The organism is Pseudomonas imrae (assembly GCF_046352735.2).
GTDB lineage: Bacteria > Pseudomonadota > Gammaproteobacteria > Pseudomonadales > Pseudomonadaceae > Aquipseudomonas > Aquipseudomonas imrae.
Genome location: NZ_CP110853.2, coordinates 4144462 through 4161083, shown reverse-complemented (window position 1 = coordinate 4161083; position 16622 = coordinate 4144462). Strand labels below are relative to the sequence as shown.

Genomic DNA, 16622 nt, shown 5'->3' with positions numbered 1-16622 from the left:
CATTTTGCGAGTCCTTGAAACCCACCACTGTCCGGTGGGTTTTTTGTCTCTAGCCGGTGCGACGCCAGCTCGGCCAGGCCAGCAGCGTTACCGCCCGCAACAGCCACTCCAAGGGTCCATAAGGGTGCCGGTGTAGCCAGTATGCACTCAACCCCATCTGCAGCAGGAAGATGGCGGCGACCATGGGCAGCAGTAGCAGCGGCTCGATTCGGTTGATCCAACCGGCGCCGTAGCCGGTAAACAGCAACCCAAGCACCGCAGACTGCATGAGGTAGTTGCTCAGGGCCATTTTGCCCAGTGGCGCCAGCAATGCGCACAACCTTGTGCCGACAGTGCTATTGAACAATACGAGCATCAATACGCCGTAAGTGATCGTCAGCAACGGCGCTGTCAGTTGGCCGATGCCGAAAGCGAAGGTTTCCAGGCCGCCGCCTGGCGCGTAGGCGGCGGTCAATGCGTAGCCAAAGGCGCCGAGCAGGCCAAGGGGCGCGGTCCATAGCAGCAGCTGCCACACGCGCTTGTCCCAGGCCCATGGCGACGCCAGCCATTGCTGTCGCCCGGCGGCGTAGCCAAACAGAAACATCGCCAGTGCGCTCGGCCCTTGCAGTATCCATAACGCCGGTAACGTGCGGGCCAGTTGTTGGCTATGGAAGTGCAAAGTCTGTAGCGCGCTGCCGGAAAACGCCGTGAGCTTTTGCGCCGCATCGTGGTTGATGGCGCCGATCCACGTACCTTCAAGCCCTTGCAGCAGGCCCAGCACCATCCACATCGAACAGGTGACCACCACCAGCCCGATTGCCCACCGCCCGGCGCGGGCAGGTGACAGGTTGCGAGCGGCCAGCAGCACCAGGCCGAGCAACGCATAGGTCGAGAGAATTTCCCCGTAGTACAGCAAGGCACCGTGGACCAGCCCCAAAGCCAGCAGTGCCACTTGCCGGCGCACCATTCGTGGTACGAAGGCGGCCTCGGCGCGTTCGGCGGCTGCCATTTGCAGGGTGAAGCTGTAACCAAACAAGAACGAGAACAGCAGGTAGAACTTGGTTTCGAACAGCAGTGCGATCAGCAGGCGAATCAAGTGGTCGAGCGCACCGGCATAGGCTGGGTTGCTGGTGGTTGAAGCGTAATAGGGGTCGGCAAAGGCCCAGATATTCACGCTGAGAATGCCCAGCAGGGCGAATCCACGTAACGCATCGACTTGTACCAGACGAGTATTGGCCGCCGAAGTCATGTTCAGCGTCCCTGCAGCAGATGAACCACCAGGCTTTGCAATACCTCGGTTTGCTGATCCGGGTGAAAGTCCGGGTCGGCAGCTACACGGGCAAACATGCCGTCGATCAAGGTTGCCAGCCAGTTTGCTGCCTCGGGTGCACTCAGTACGGTGTGCAATTGCCCAGCTTGATCGGCCGCCCGTACCAGTGCTTCGAGGCCGTCGCGCAACACTCGATCATTGGCTTTCACCAGCCGTGCCACGGCTTCGTCGCGATGGCCCAGGGCCGAAATTTCCAGCGCCAGGCCGGCGTAATGGCGGTCGCAGGCCAGTTGGCAGATGTGATCCAGAAACGCCAGCAGTTCGGCCATAGGGTCTGCCGCTTGAGCCAATGGAGCCATGGCCTGTTGGATCTGTTCGCCTTCACGGGCCACCAGTGCCAGCAACACCTCATGCTTGCTGGCGAAGTAGTGAAACAGGTTGCCGGCGCTCATGCCGGCCTTGGCACAGATATCAGCCGTACGCGTGGCCACAAAGCCTGACTCGGCAAAACAGTGGGACGCGGCGTCCAGGAGGGCCATGCGCTTGGTTTCGCGTTGCTGGGGATCGACGGTTCGCATGTTTTCTATTCATTAATTGAGTGGTCACTCAATTTATGCGGCGTAAGAAGTTTCTGCAAGGCTTTTGGCTCAAGGTATTTTTTTAAGTGAATACTCTAAAAAATTCTCACAAATGCCGGAGGAGTTTCTACGCTTGAGGTAAGACGGGCTTATAACCTGGGAAACCAGCCAGTCCGTTGACCCGGGTAGACCTTGCGTTTCGCCGGACGCGCGTATGGGCATCAGGAATTACTGTTTATTGCACGGAGAACCATTCCATGGCCAAGTCCATTGGTATCGCAGGTGTTTTGGCGTTTTTCTTCAATCGCAACTGGTCGTTGGAAAGGCGAGGATTGAGTTCGGACGAGGTGAAGTTACTGGAGCATTATCGCGCTTTGAGCGAACACGATCGGGTGGCAATGCGTTACCTGGTTGACGCGATGAGGAACGTGTCGCGGTTCTAGTGCCGTGGTGGCGTTCCCACGCGGTAATGAGCGTGGGAACGCTTTACATCAGGTGTATTTACGCTTGTCCGCTGCCGGTGGGAAGTACTGGTACAACCACGTTTCACTCAAGGTGCGATCGTTGGTACGAATGAACAGGCGCATCTCTACCGGGGCTGCGCTGTCGCTGGTCGGGTACCAATCGAAGAGGATTCGGTAGCCCTTGATGTCATCGAGTACCAGCACGCTGAAGTCTTTTACTTCGCCGTGGGAGCAGGTGACCACCGGTTCGATCCCGGTGCCTTCGGGCAAGCGGTCGAGGCCGCCGCCCTTGAAGTCCACCGCAAAGCGACGGGCCCACACCGGTGGGTAATGTTCGCCCGGTGCCCAGCCTTCGGTGAAACCGCCCATGCCCGAGCGGGTGGCGTGGACCTGTGCCAACGGCGTGCTGACCGGAGGCAGGGCGCTCCAGTACAGTTTGTAGCCAAAGGTCAGGGAGTCACCGGCGGCGACTGGTTTTTTCGGGGTCCAGAAGGCGACGATGTTGTCCATGGTCTCGCCGGTGGTGGGGATTTCCAGCAGGTCGATAGAGCCTTCGCCCCATGCTGTGGTCGGTTCTACCCACAGGCTCGGGCGCTTGCTGTACCAATCGACCGTGTCCTGGTAGCTGGCGAACTCGTGATCGGTCTGCACCAGGCCGAAACCTTTCGGATCGTTATCGGCGAAGGTATTGAATTGCAGGGTCGCCGGGTTATTCAGCGGGCGGCAGATCCACTCGCCATTGCCGCGCCACATCGCCAGGCGGTCCGAATCATGAATCTGCGGGTGGATGGTGTCGCACATGCGCCGTTCGTGCGTCCCGCAACTGAACATGCTGGTCATTGGCGCAATGCCCATTTGCTGGATCGCAGTCCGGGCGTTGATGTGGGCATCGATGGCCATCACCACCTGGGTGGCCTGGCAGTCGATGTCGAAGCGATAGGCGCCCGTGGCACTCGGCGAATCCAGCAGGGCATAGACTACAAAGCGGGTGCTGTCCTTGGACGGCGTCTCGAACCAGAACTGGGTGAAGTCAGGGAACTCCTCGCGTTTGTCCGCGTAGGTATCAATGGCCAGACCGCGTGCAGAAAGGCCGTACTGACCGGTGTTATCCACCGCGCGGAAATAGCTGGCGCCGAGGAAAGACACCACGTCGTGGCGGTCGAGTTCCGGGGCCTTGAACAGCTTGAATCCGGAAAAGCCAAGGTCGCCCTTGAGTTGCTGGGTATCGACTGTGGTTTTCTCATAGTTGAACAGTGATGGCCGAAAGTGAACCTCCCTTGCCAGGCGGGTCTTGGGGTCGACGCTGTGCATGCGAACCGGGGTCTTGAAACCCATGCCGACGTGGAAAAACTGCACGTCCAACTGGCCGTTCAAGTCTTTCCATAGCGAATGATTACCGTCGTAGCCGATTGCGTTGAAGTTCTGCGGGGTCATGGTTGCGAGTGTCGGTGGCAGCACCTGTCTGGTGTCCTGATACTGCTTGCCGGACAGTTGCTTGGCATGGGCCTTGAGCCAGTCGAAGTCGAATGCCTTGGCATCGCCATCGGCTGCACGATCCCCGGCCCAGGCCTGGGCAGCCAACAGGCCGCTGGCCGACAGCCCGGTGTAGGCTGCGATGGCCATGGATGCTTTGAGCAAATTCCTGCGGTGCATAAATACAACCTGTCGTGAGCAATCCTGTGCCGTTCCTGGCACGTTTCGGATCGAAAGTAACGGTTCGGACATGCCTTCGGCCAAACGCAATGGATATTGAACAGATGCCAGATAGCTTAATCCGTTCGGTTCTGGAGGAAAATTGGTTGATGGCTAGGTGATGGCTTTGTATGTGAAACAAGACGTGTCAGCGGGGCTGACTAGTGAGTGGAGTGGGGTGTGTACATCCGTTACCGCAGCAACGGATATGTACCCCCAACCCAACAAAGCTATATAGACATTTAACCCCCGGCTAAACTTCAACAAGCCCCGATTCGTCCTCCATAAACGTCGCGTTACATCTGGAAGCACTCTGGCTCAAGGTTTTTTGGCACTTAGCTTTACGCTGGCGGCCTATGGTCCTATCAACACACATCTGTGGAGACTACGAATGAATACCCGTGGATTGCTCGACCAATTGCTCAGATCGGGCCAGGACATGTTGCAAAACAAGGCTGGTGGCCAACGCAAAGGCGATGAAAAAGGCGCGCTCGGTGGTTTGCTCGGTGGTGGAGGCCTTGGCAGTCTGCTCGGCGGGGCCGGTGGTGGTGCGCTGGCGGCCGGGGCCATGGGGCTGCTGATGGGCAACAAGAAAGCCCGCAAGTTTGGCGGAAAAGCCTTGACCTATGGTGGGCTCGCCGCGCTGGGTGTGATTGCCTACAAGGCTTATGGCAACTGGCAGGCGCAGCAGGCCAGCGCGCCGCAGCACGAACCGCAAACCTTGGATCGCCTGCCACCTGCCCAGGTCGAACTGCATAGCCAGGCCATCCTCAAGGCCCTGGTGGCGGCGGCCAAGGCCGACGGCCATGTCGATGAGCGCGAAAGGGCGTTGATCGAAGGCGAGTTCACCAAGCTGGACAACGACCAGGAACTGCAACACTGGCTGCATGCAGAACTCAACAAACCCCTGGACCCAACCGATGTGGCCCGCGCCGCCAGCACTCCGGAAATGGCGGCCGAGATGTACATCGCCAGTGTGATGCTGGTGGATGAGGAAAACTTCATGGAAAAGTCTTACCTGGACGAACTGGCCCGCCAGCTCAAACTGGAGCCTGGCCTGAAGGTCGAGCTGGAAAAACAGGTGCGCCAAGCCACGGTCTGAATCCAGTACCGTTACCCCGACACCCCGGATGCGTCTTCGCTGCGGGGTGTTTTTGTGTTCCTTGAGACGTGGCCCACAACCCGTTGATAAATGATGGCACTGCCTCAGCTATACTCTTCGCCATTTGATCGGCCCTCGAGGAAATACTGTGAAGAACTGGACCTTGCGCCAACGCATTTTGGCGAGCTTTGCGGTCATTATTGCGATCATGCTATTGATGGTCGTGGTCTCGTACTCACGGTTGATGAAGATCGAGGAGAATGAGAATTCGGTCAAGGACGATGCCGTCCCCGGGCTCTTTTTCAGTTCGATGATCCGTAGCGCATGGGTCGATAGTTACCTGCACACCCAGGAGTTGATCGGGTTGCGGGAAAACCAGGGCGTTTCTGCCGCCGACAGGCAGAAGTTCAAGTCTTTCGAGACGCTTCTTGCGCAGTATATTGCCAGCTACGTAAGTACCATCAATGGGGTTCGGGACCAGACTCAGTTCGATGCTTTTGTAGCCCTGCACCAAAACTACAACAAGGTGCTCGCTCAGGTCCTGGAGCTGCATGCGGCCAATAAAGAGGCCGAAGCCATCAAGGTTTTCGACGAGCAACTGACGCCGGCCTGGACCGCAGGGCGCATGAAACTCAACGCCATCATCAACGACAACAAGCAGGTGGCCGACAACGCCACTACGGCCATCGACGATGCGGTGCAAGCTGCCAAAGTCAGCATGGGCATTTCGCTGCTGCTGGCGATCCTCGCCGCTGGCCTGTGCGGCCTGTTGCTGATGCGCGCGATCATGGCGCCGATGAAGCGTATCGTCGATATCCTGGAAACCATGCGTACGGGCGATCTGAGCAAACGCCTGAATCTGGATCGCAAGGATGAGTTCGGTGCGGTCGAAACCGGCTTCAACGACATGATGACCGAACTCACCGCTCTGGTTTCCCAGGCCCAGCGTTCGTCGGTACAGGTCACTACTTCGGTGACCGAGATCGCCGCCACGTCCAAGCAGCAGCAAGCCACGGCCACCGAGACTGCCGCGACCACCACAGAGATTGGTGCCACTTCCCGTGAAATTGCGGCTACGTCCAAGGATCTGGTGCGCACCATGACCGAAGTCTCCACCGCCGCCGATCAAGCGTCGGTGGCCGCTGGCTCGGGTCAGCAAGGCCTGGCCCGCATGGAAGAAACCATGCATTCGGTAATGGGAGCTGCCGATCTAGTCAACGCCAAGCTGGCGATCCTTAACGAGAAGGCCGGCAACATCAACCAAGTGGTAGTGACCATCGTCAAGGTTGCCGATCAGACCAACCTGCTGTCGCTCAATGCGGCTATCGAAGCCGAAAAGGCCGGGGAATACGGTCGCGGGTTTGCCGTGGTCGCCACTGAAGTGCGGCGCCTTGCCGACCAGACCGCCGTGGCGACCTACGATATCGAACAGATGGTGCGTGAAATCCAGTCGGCGGTGTCGGCGGGTGTGATGGGCATGGACAAGTTTTCTGAAGAAGTCCGCCGCGGCATGTTCGAAGTGCAGCAAGTGGGCGAACAACTGTCGCAGATTATCCATCAGGTCCAGGCCCTGGCACCTCGCGTGCTGATGGTTAACGAAGGCATGCAGGCCCAGGCCACGGGCGCCGAGCAGATCAACCATGCCTTGGTGCAATTGGGCGATGCCAGCAGCCAGACCGTGGAGTCCCTGCGCCAGGCCAGCTTTGCCATTGATGAGTTGAGCCAGGTTGCGGTGGGTTTGCGCAGCGGCGTGTCGCGATTCAAAGTCTGATGAGCGAACTGGCGGCTAAACGCGGTGTTGTTATGGTCGCGAAAAAAGCACTGTTTCTGGTGTTCTGCATTGGTAACGAGCGCTATGCCCTCAAGGCTACGGAAGTGGCCGAGGTGTTGCCGCGCCTGCCATTGAAACCGATTGCCCACGCACCCGCCTGGGTCGCCGGGATCTTTGCCCATCGCGGCATCATGGTGCCGGTCATCGACCTCAGCGCCCTGACCTTTGGCCTGATGGCCCAGGCTCGTACCAGCACGCGCCTGGTGTTGGTCAACTACCAGCCCGAACCTGCGCTGGAGCCTCGCTGGCTGGGGTTGATCCTCGAACAGGCGACTGACACCCTGCGCTGCGATCCTGAGGATTTCCAACCCTACGGACTGGACAATCGCCAGGCCCCCTATCTGGGCCCGGTGCGTGAAGACGAGAGGGGATTGATGCAGTGGATCGGCGTCGCCGATCTATTGACGGCAGAGGTCCGTGCCTTGCTGTTTGCGCCCGACCTGATCGTTGGGGAGGCGTGATGAGCAGTGACCAACGCTTCTTCGACTTTCTAAAAGAGCGTATCGGCCTCGACGTTGCCTCGGTAGGAGAGGCCATCATCGAGCGTGCCGTGCGCCAGCGCAGCCTGGCCTTGGATGGTTTGTCGGCCGATGCGTACTGGCAGCACCTGCAGGGCAGCCGCGACGAACAACAAGCGCTGATCGAGGCGGTGATCGTCCCCGAGACCTGGTTTTTTCGCTATCCCGAATCATTCGCCACTCTGGCCCGGCTTGCGCTCGCGCGCCTGGCTGAGATCAAGCACCTGCGCGCCTTGCGTATCCTCAGCCTGCCGTGTTCCACAGGTGAGGAACCTTATTCGATTGCCATGGCCTTGCTCGATGCCGGCCTTGCGCCGCATCAGTTCAAGGTCCAGGGCATGGACGTCAGTCCGCTTTCGGTAGAGCGCGCGCGGCGCGGAGTGTATGGCAAGAATTCATTTCGCGGCCAGGACATCGGGTTTCGCGAGCGCCATTTCAGTGCTCAGGATGATGGCTACCGCATTGCAGATCGGATACGTGAGCAGGTGTTCCTGCAGGTCGGCAACCTGCTGGACCCGCAACTACTGGCCAATGAGCCGACCTATGATTTTGTGTTTTGTCGCAACCTGTTGATCTACTTCGACCAACCGACCCAGAAGCAGGTCTTCGAAGTACTCAAAGGTCTGACCCATGTCGATGGCGTGCTGTTTATCGGCCCGGCCGAGGGCAGTCTGCTAGGGCGCCTGGGTATGCGTTCGATCGGTGTCCCGCAATCCTTTGCTTTCAGCCGTTACGCTGAAGTTGCAGGGGCGTCAGCGCCTGTCTTTGCGCCAGTGCCGGCGCCCGTGCCACAGCGCAATGCGGCGCCGGTTGTCGTCAAGCCTCGGCCATTCAGTGCCTTTGCCGCGCCGGTGGTATCTATCAAGCCTGCACTGGTGCAGTCGGATGCTGTCGGCCTGCTTGGCCAGATCGCAACCCTGGCCAATGAAGGCAAAAGCCTTGAGGCTCGTGCCGCCTGTGAACGTTACTTGCAAAGTCACCCGCCATCGGCCCAGGTGTTCTATTGGCTGGGGCTGCTCAGTGACGTGGCCGGCAGCCCGCTGGAAGCCCAGAGTTTCTATCGAAAGGCGTTGTACCTCGAGCCCCAGCACCAACAGGCCTTGATGCACCTGGCCACGCTGCTGGAGTCCCAAGGCGACACGGCGGGCGCCCGGCGCCTGCAAGCCCGTGCCGCACGCAGCGAACGAGTGTCTGACAGTGAGCGTAAACGATGAGTAGCTCTGACTCTTTGGACACAGGCCTGGCGCTGGGCGATTCCCGGGCTATCGACGATTGTTGGAACCGTATCGGTATCCACGGTGACAAATCCTGCCCGCTGCTGGCTGACCATATTCATTGTCGCAACTGCTCGGTGTATTCCGCCGCCGCTACCCGTCTGCTGGATCGTTATGCGTTGCAGCAGGAAGACCTGCACGGAATCGCGCCGGCGCAGGCGCAGGCAGATGTGGTCACCCGTTCGTTGTTGATGTTTCGCCTGGGCGAGGAGTGGCTTGGCATTGCGACCCGCTGTCTGGTGGAGGTCACGCCGATGCAGCCGATCCATTCCTTGCCCCATCAGCGTTCTCGTGCATTGCTTGGCGTTGCCAATGTGCGCGGTGCCCTGGTGGCTTGCTTGTCGCTCGTGGAGTTGTTGGGGCTGGACAGCACCGGCAGCAGTTCGAGTGGTGCGCGAGTAATGCCACGCATGTTGATTATCGCGGCGCAAGACGGCCCGGTGGTGGTGCCGGTGGATGAAGTGGACGGTATCCACGCCATTGATGAGCGTACTTTAAAGGCAGCCTCGACTTCCGGAACCCAGGCCAGCGCCCGTTACACTCAGGGCGTCCTGCAATTCAAAGGTCGCAGCCTGCGCTGGCTGGACGAGGCCCAACTGCTGTCTGCCGTGACCCGGAGCCTCACATGACCCCCGACCAGATGCGCGATGCCTCGCTGCTGGAGCTATTCAGCCTGGAAGCCGAGGCCCAGACCCAGGTACTCAGCGCCGGTCTGCTGGCGTTGGAGCGCAACCCGACCCAGGCTGATCAGCTTGAAGCGTGTATGCGCGCCGCCCACTCCCTCAAGGGTGCTGCGCGGATTGTCGGGGTGGATGCGGGTGTCAGCGTGGCTCATGTCATGGAAGATTGCCTGGTCAGCGCCCAGGAAAATCGACTCTACCTGCAACCCGAACATATCGACGCTTTGTTGCAGGGCACCGACTTGCTGCTGCGTATTGCCACGCCAGGCAATACAGTCGGCCCTGTAGACATCGAGTCTTACGTTGCACTGATGGAGCGATTGATCGATCCGTCGCAACCCGTTGCCAAGGCGACGGTGTCAGCACCGACGCCGCAACCGGTCCCGGAGCAGGTGCCAGCGTTAGAAGAGTCGGTGTTGCTGCCGCCAGAGCCCGCTGTGCCTGCCAGTAGCGACGTGCCGCCGCAGAATAAACGCATGACCGAAGGTGGAGAACGGGTTCTGCGGGTTACGGCAGAGCGCCTGAACAGCCTGCTGGATCTGTCCAGCAAATCCTTGGTAGAAACCCAGCGTCTCAAGCCTTATCTGGCTAGCCTGCAACGTCTCAAGCGGGTTCAAAGCAACAGTGCCCGTGCCTTGGACAACCTGGATGGGCACCTCAAGAGCCTCGACTTGAGCCTGGAAGCCCAGGAAGCGTTGGCCGATACCCGTCGCCTGTTGGGCGAAGCCCAGTTGTTGCTGGCCGAAAAAACCGCCGAGCTCGATGAGTTCGGCTGGCAGGCCGGGCAGCGGGCGCAGGTCCTTTATGACACGGCGTTGGCCTGCCGCATGCGCCCGTTTGCCGATGTGCTGGCCGGGCAGGCCCGGATGGTCCGCGATCTGGGGCGCAGCCTGGGCAAACAGGTACGCCTGGAAATTGAAGGGGAAAAGACTCAGGTCGACCGCGACGTGCTGGAAAAGCTCGAAGCGCCACTGACCCACTTATTGCGCAATGCCGTCGATCACGGTATCGAAATTCCCGAACAGCGCTTGCTGGCGGGCAAGCCGGCCGAAGGTGTGATTCGCCTGCGAGCCTCCCATCAGGCCGGCCTGCTGGTACTGGAATTGAGCGATGACGGCAACGGTGTCGACCTTGAACGGCTGCGCGGCACCATCGTCGATCGCAACCTGTCACCGCTGGAAACCGCCCTGCGCCTGAGCGAGGAAGAGCTGCTGACGTTCCTGTTCCTGCCAGGTTTCAGCCTGCGCGACAAAGTCACCGAGGTTTCCGGGCGTGGTGTTGGCCTGGATGCGGTACAGCACATGGTTCGCCAGTTGCGCGGCGCGGTGGTGCTGGAGCAAACGCCGGGGCAGGGCAGCCGCTTCCATCTGGAAGTGCCGTTGACCCTGTCGGTGGTTCGCAGCCTGGTGGTGGATGTGGGCGAAGAGGCCTATGCCTTTCCCTTGGCCCACATCGAGCGCATGTGTGACCTTGCTCCCGACGATATCGTGCAACTGGAAGGGCGCCAGCACTTCTGGTACGAGGGCCGGCATGTCGGCTTGGTGGCGGCCAACCAACTGCTGCAACGCCCGCCGGGACAAACCAGCGAAGACACCCTCAAAGTGGTGGTTATTCGTGAGCGGGACATGGTGTACGGCATCGCCGTCGAGCGCTTTATCGGTGAACGCACGCTGGTGGTATTGCCCCTGGATGATCGCCTGGGCAAGGTGCAGGACATCTCTGCCGGTGCGCTGCTCGATGACGGTTCGGTGGTGTTGATCGTTGATGTCGAGGACATGCTGCGCTCGGTGGATAAACTGCTCAACAGCGGCCGCCTGGAGCGTATCGCCCGTCGCGCCCAGCAAACCGCCGAAGTGGCACGCAAGCGAATTCTGGTGGTAGATGACTCGCTCACCGTGCGCGAATTGCAGCGCAAGCTATTACTTAACCGTGGGTATGACGTAGCCGTCGCCGTCGACGGCATGGATGGCTGGAATGCCCTGCGATCCGAAGACTTCGACCTGCTGATTACTGACATTGATATGCCTCGTATGGACGGTATCGAATTGGTCACACTGTTACGCCGTGACACCCGCTTGCAGTCGCTGCCGGTGATGGTGGTGTCCTACAAGGATCGCGAGGAGGACCGGCGTCGTGGCCTGGATGCCGGCGCCGATTATTATCTGGCCAAGGCCAGTTTCCATGACGACGCCCTGCTGGATGCGGTCGTGGAACTGATCGGAGGCGCCAGGGCATGAGGATCGCTATCGTCAATGACATGCCGCTGGCGGTCGAGGCGTTACGCCGGGCCTTGAGTTTCGAGCCGTCCCATGAAGTGGTCTGGGTGGCCAGCGACGGTCTGGAGGCGGTGCAGCGTTGTGCCGAGCTGACACCGGATCTGATCCTGATGGACTTGATCATGCCGGTGATGGATGGTGTGGAGGCCACTCGCAAGATCATGGCCGAGACACCCTGCGCCATCGTGATTGTCACGGTGGATCGGCAGCAGAACGTCAGTCGCGTGTTCGAGGCTATGGGCTATGGCGCCCTGGATGTAGTGGACACACCGGCGTTGGGCGTCGGGGATGCCAAGGACGCGGCGGCACCGTTGCTGCGCAAGATCCTCAATATCGGCTGGCTGATCGGCCAGCGTGGCAGTCGGGTACGCGCCGAAACGCCGACCCAGCGCGCTACCGGCAAGCGCCAGCGTCTGGTGGCCATTGGCTCCTCGGCGGGCGGGCCAGCCGCGCTGGAGATCCTGCTCAAGGGATTGCCTCAGGACTTCCCGGCGGCCATTGTACTGGTACAACATGTGGACCAGGTATTTGCCGCTGGCATGGCCGAATGGCTGAGCAGCGCCTCGGGCTTGCCGGTACGACTGGCCCGCGAGGGTGAGCCGCCACAAAACGGCGTGGTGCTGCTGGCTGGCACCAATCATCACATCCGACTGTTGAAAAACGGCACGCTGGTCTATACAGCGGAGCCGGTGAACGAGATTTACCGACCGTCCATCGACGTCTTTTTCGAAAGCGTCGCCAGCCACTGGAATGGCGATGCCGTCGGCGTATTGCTGACCGGCATGGGGCGCGACGGCGCCCAGGGACTCAAATTGATGCGTCAGCAGGGCTATCTGACCATCGCTCAAGACCAGCACAGCTCCGCGGTTTACGGCATGCCCAAAGCGGCTGCAGCCATCGATGCCGCTGTTGAAATTCGCCCATTGGACAGAATTGCGCCACGATTGCTGGAGGTATTCGCAAAATGACCGATATAGCTCGCTGTCCTGGCTTGCAGATAGTGATTCAGGTGATCGCAAATGAATGATTTACAGCTCGACGACTTCAAGACCGACGAAAACTCCGCCATGGTGTTACTGGTCGACGACCAGGCGATGATCGGCGAAGCCGTGCGGCGCGGGCTGGCCCACGAAGACAATATCGACTTCCACTTCTGTGCCGATCCGCACCAGGCCATCGCCCAGGCGATCCGTATCAAGCCGACAGTGATCCTTCAGGATCTGGTGATGCCCGGCCTCGATGGCCTGACGCTGGTGCGCGAATACCGTAACCACCCGGCGACGCAGAATATTCCGATCATCGTCCTTTCCACCAAGGAAGATCCTTTGATCAAAAGCGCGGCGTTTGCCGCTGGCGCCAACGATTACCTGGTGAAGCTGCCGGACAACATCGAATTGGTGGCGCGTATCCGCTACCACTCACGCTCCTACATGACCCTGTTGCAGCGTGATGCTGCCTACCGGGCGCTGCGAGTCAGCCAACAGCAATTGCTGGACACCAATCTGGTCTTGCAACGGTTGATGAACTCCGATGGTTTGACCGGGTTGTCCAACCGTCGGCACTTCGATGAATACCTGGAACTGGAATGGCGTCGCGCCATGCGTGATCAGACACAATTGTCGTTGCTGATGATCGATGTGGATTTCTTCAAGACCTACAACGATAGCTTCGGCCACCTGGAAGGCGACGAAGCCCTGCGCAAGGTGGCCGAGACCATCCGCGATGCGAGCAGCCGCCCTTCGGACCTGCCGGCGCGTTACGGCGGTGAGGAGTTCGCGCTGGTCCTGCCCAACACGTCGCCGGGCGGGGCGCGGCTGGTGGCCGAGAAGCTGCGCCAGGCCGTCGCTGCCTTGAAAATCCCGCATATCGCCCCAACTGATGGCGCGAGCCTGACCATCAGCATCGGCCTGGCGACCATGACCCCGTTGCAGGGTACCGATTGCCGGCAACTGATTTCAGCAGCGGACAAGGGGTTGTACCTGGCCAAGAACAATGGGCGTAACCAGGTGGGCATCGAGTAACCTGAAGAGCCCCATGAATCCATGTAGGAGCTGGCTTGCCTGCGAAGCTGTACTGACTGGCATATTGTTATTGTCGGCAAGCCAGCTCCCACATCTGATCCTCATCGACCTCTAGATAGCGCACAAACCCAGGCTTTTCGGCCAAGCGGACTGCCGTTTGCGGCCGATTACCGTTATACTCGCCGGCTTTCAAAAGTTCGCCAACGAGTGCTGCCCGCCATGGAAATCAACCCGATCCTTAACAGTATCAAGGACCTGTCCGAGCGCTCCGAAACTATTCGGGGGTATCTTTGACTACGATCAAAAGCATGAGCGCCTGACCGAAGTCAATCGCGAGCTTGAAGATCCGGCTGTCTGGAACAACCCAACCTACGCCCAGGAATTGGGGCGCGAGCGCTCCCTGCTGGCGCAGATCGTAGAAACCCTCGACGAGATGCACTCAGGCCTGGCCGATGCCAAGGACCTGCTGCTGATGTCCGCCGAGGAAGAAGACCAGGCCGCCGTCGATGACGTGGCCGCCGAGGTCGAGCGCCTGCGCGAGTCCCTGGAAAAACTTGAATTTCGCCGTATGTTCAGCGGCGAGATGGATGCCAACAATGCCTACCTGGATATCCAGGCCGGCTCCGGTGGCACCGAGGCCCAGGACTGGGCCAACATCCTGCTGCGCATGTACTTGCGCTGGGCCGACAAACGCGGTTTCGACGCGACCATCATGGAACTGTCCGCCGGTGAAGTCGCCGGGATCAAGGGCGCGACCGTGCATATCAAGGGTGAATACGCCTTTGGCTGGCTGCGTACCGAGATCGGCGTACACCGTCTGGTGCGCAAGAGTCCGTTCGACTCCGGCAACCGTCGCCACACCTCGTTCTCGGCGGTATTCGTGTCGCCGGAAATCGACGACAACATCGAAATCGATATCAACCCGTCGGACCTGCGTATCGACACCTACCGCTCCTCGGGCGCCGGTGGCCAGCACGTAAACACCACTGACTCGGCCGTACGTATCACCCACGTACCGACCAACACCGTGGTCAGTTGCCAGAACGAACGTTCCCAGCATGCGAACAAAGACACCGCGATGAAAATGTTGCGGGCGCGGTTGTATGAGCAGGAAGTGCAGAAGCGCAATGCCGCGTCCCAGGCCCTGGAAGACACCAAGTCCGATATCGGCTGGGGTCATCAGATTCGCTCCTACGTGCTTGACGCGTCGCGAATCAAGGACTTGCGCACCAACATCGAACGCAGCGACTGCGACAAGGTGCTCGACGGCGATATCGACGAATACCTGGTAGCGAGCCTCAAACAGGGCTTGTAAACACTCCTGTAGGAGCGGGGGGACGCCCAGTCCTTGCCCGCGATCCCCAGTCGAAGGCTGGGGAAAACGTATCTGTGATGGAATTTCAAAAGACATGAGCGACCAACAACTCGACCAGGCCCTGCAACAGGAAGAAAACTCCCTGATCGCCCAGCGCAAGGAAAAGCTTGCGGCCGAGCGCGCCAAGGGCAATGCCTTCCCCAACGACTTCCGTCGTGACGCCTACTGCGAAGACTTGCAGAAACAGTACGCCGACAAGACCAAGGAAGAGCTGGCAGAGGCTGCGATCCCGGTCAAGGTGGCAGGTCGCATCATGCTCAACCGTGGTTCGTTCCTGGTGATCCAGGACATGTCCGGTCGCATCCAGGTCTACGTCAATCGCAAAACCTTGTCTGAAGAAACCCTGGCCGCCGTGAAAACCTGGGACCTGGGCGACATTATCGCGGCCGAAGGCACCCTGGCTCGCTCCGGCAAGGGCGACCTGTACGTTGAGATGACCAACGTGCGCCTGCTTACCAAGTCCCTGCGCCCGCTGCCGGACAAGCACCACGGCCTGTCCGATACCGAACAGCGCTACCGCCAGCGTTATGTTGACCTGATCGTCAACGACGACGTGCGCCAGACCTTTCGCGTGCGTTCGCAGGTCATTGCCCACATTCGCAGCTTCCTGATGCAGCGTGACTTCCTGGAAGTGGAGACGCCAATGCTGCAGACCATCCCCGGTGGTGCCGCAGCCAAGCCGTTCGAAACCCACCACAACGCGCTGGACATGGAAATGTTCCTGCGCATCGCGCCTGAGCTGTACCTCAAGCGCCTGGTTGTCGGTGGTTTCGAGAAAGTGTTCGAGATCAACCGCAACTTCCGTAACGAAGGTGTCTCGACGCGTCACAACCCTGAATTCACCATGTTGGAGTTCTACCAGGCCTACGCCGACTACGAAGACAACATGGACCTGACCGAAGAACTGTTCCGCGAGCTGGCGCAGTTGGTTCTGGGGACCACCGACGTGCCGTACGGCGACAAGGTATTCCACTTTGGCGAACCGTTCGTGCGTTTGTCGGTGTTCGATTCGATCCTCAAGTACAACCCAGAGCTGACGGCCGATGACCTGAACGACATCGACAAGGCCCGTGCCATTGCCAAGAAAGCCGGTGCCAAAGTGCTGGGCTTTGAAGGCCTGGGCAAGCTGCAAGTGATGATTTTCGAAGAGTTGGTGGAGCATAAGCTGGAACAGCCGCACTTCATTACCCAGTACCCGTTCGAAGTCTCGCCGCTGGCCCGTCGCAATGACGACAATCCAAGCGTTACCGACCGCTTCGAGCTGTTCATCGGTGGTCGTGAAATCGCCAACGCCTATTCCGAGCTCAATGACGCGCAGGACCAGGCCGAGCGTTTCATGGCCCAGGTAGCGGACAAGGATGCGGGCGACGACGAAGCCATGCACTACGATGCCGACTTCGTGCGTGCCCTGGAGTACGGCATGCCGCCGACGGCCGGTGAAGGCATTGGTATCGATCGCCTGGTAATGTTGTTGACCAACTCGCCTTCGATTCGTGATGTCATCTTGTTCCCGCACATGCGGCCGCAAGCGTAACCGTAGCGAAATCCGAAGCCGCCTTCTT

The 16622-nt window shown here is 59.7% G+C and carries 14 protein-coding genes; 11 read left to right on the top strand and 3 right to left on the bottom strand.

Annotated features, from left to right (window positions below; genetic code table 11):
• Positions 1-49: 49 nt before the first annotated feature.
• Together OQ460_RS18910 and OQ460_RS18905 are read right to left on the bottom strand one after the other, a co-directional pair.
• The gene (locus tag OQ460_RS18910) at positions 50-1228 is read right to left on the bottom strand and encodes a DUF418 domain-containing protein (protein ID WP_410018901.1); all 1179 of its coding nucleotides are present in this window, start codon (positions 1226-1228) and stop codon (positions 50-52) included.
• A gap of 2 nt (positions 1229-1230) precedes the next feature.
• Positions 1231-1827: a TetR/AcrR family transcriptional regulator gene (locus OQ460_RS18905; protein ID WP_410018900.1), complete on the bottom strand. Its 597-nt coding sequence runs from the start codon at positions 1825-1827 to the stop codon at positions 1231-1233.
• Between the two features lie 257 nt (positions 1828-2084).
• On the opposite strand from OQ460_RS18905, the gene OQ460_RS18900 reads away from it, so the two are divergent.
• A complete protein-coding gene (locus OQ460_RS18900; RefSeq protein WP_410018899.1) occupies positions 2085-2270 on the top strand; it encodes a hypothetical protein in 186 nt (61 codons plus the stop codon).
• A gap of 48 nt (positions 2271-2318) precedes the next feature.
• On the opposite strand, the gene OQ460_RS18895 is transcribed toward OQ460_RS18900, so the two are convergent.
• Positions 2319-3944 carry a glucan biosynthesis protein D gene (locus OQ460_RS18895; RefSeq protein ID WP_410018898.1) on the bottom strand — a complete coding sequence of 542 codons (1626 nt, stop codon included), beginning with the start codon at positions 3942-3944 and terminating at the stop codon, positions 2319-2321.
• A 430-nt stretch (positions 3945-4374) separates the two neighbouring features.
• Here OQ460_RS18895 and OQ460_RS18890 point away from each other — a divergent pair, with 430 nt between their 5' ends.
• The 10 genes from OQ460_RS18890 to lysS all read left to right on the top strand — a co-directional run bounded on the left by OQ460_RS18890 (position 4375) and on the right by lysS (position 16594).
• Entirely contained in the window at positions 4375-5085 is a 711-nt protein-coding gene (locus tag OQ460_RS18890; RefSeq protein WP_410018897.1) for a tellurite resistance TerB family protein, read from the top strand.
• A 148-nt stretch (positions 5086-5233) separates the two neighbouring features.
• The gene (locus OQ460_RS18885) at positions 5234-6856 is read left to right on the top strand and encodes a methyl-accepting chemotaxis protein (RefSeq protein WP_410018896.1); all 1623 of its coding nucleotides are present in this window, start codon (positions 5234-5236) and stop codon (positions 6854-6856) included.
• Positions 6856-7377, top strand: a complete 522-nt coding sequence (locus tag OQ460_RS18880; protein ID WP_410018895.1) for a chemotaxis protein CheW — start codon at positions 6856-6858, stop codon at positions 7375-7377. Before OQ460_RS18885 ends, OQ460_RS18880 begins: the two co-directional genes overlap by 1 nt.
• Positions 7377-8648 (top strand): CheR family methyltransferase, encoded by a 1272-nt coding sequence (locus OQ460_RS18875; protein WP_410018894.1) that lies wholly within the window; start codon positions 7377-7379, stop codon positions 8646-8648. Before OQ460_RS18880 ends, OQ460_RS18875 begins: the two co-directional genes overlap by 1 nt.
• Positions 8645-9337, top strand: coding sequence for a chemotaxis protein CheW (locus OQ460_RS18870; protein ID WP_410018893.1), 693 nt, complete (start codon positions 8645-8647; stop codon positions 9335-9337). The genes OQ460_RS18875 and OQ460_RS18870 overlap by 4 nt, the downstream gene beginning before the upstream one ends.
• A complete protein-coding gene (locus tag OQ460_RS18865) occupies positions 9334-11625 on the top strand; it encodes a hybrid sensor histidine kinase/response regulator (RefSeq protein ID WP_410018892.1) in 2292 nt (763 codons plus the stop codon). The genes OQ460_RS18870 and OQ460_RS18865 overlap by 4 nt, the downstream gene beginning before the upstream one ends.
• Entirely contained in the window at positions 11622-12632 is a 1011-nt protein-coding gene (locus OQ460_RS18860) for a chemotaxis response regulator protein-glutamate methylesterase (RefSeq protein ID WP_410018891.1), read from the top strand. The genes OQ460_RS18865 and OQ460_RS18860 overlap by 4 nt, the downstream gene beginning before the upstream one ends.
• Positions 12633-12683: 51 nt before the next feature.
• Entirely contained in the window at positions 12684-13685 is a 1002-nt protein-coding gene (locus OQ460_RS18855) for a diguanylate cyclase domain-containing protein (RefSeq protein ID WP_410018890.1), read from the top strand.
• Between the two features lie 219 nt (positions 13686-13904).
• Positions 13905-15000 (top strand): peptide chain release factor 2 gene (gene prfB, locus OQ460_RS18850; protein ID WP_410018889.1). Its coding sequence is split into 2 segments (ribosomal slippage): positions 13905-13976 and positions 13978-15000, totalling 1095 coding nucleotides; the frame shifts between segments, so codons are not numbered across the junction.
• 94 nt (positions 15001-15094) lie between these two features.
• On the top strand, positions 15095-16594 hold the full coding sequence (lysS, locus tag OQ460_RS18845) for a lysine--tRNA ligase (RefSeq protein ID WP_410018888.1): 1500 nt from the start codon (positions 15095-15097) through the stop codon (positions 16592-16594).
• Positions 16595-16622: the final 28 nt, after the last annotated feature.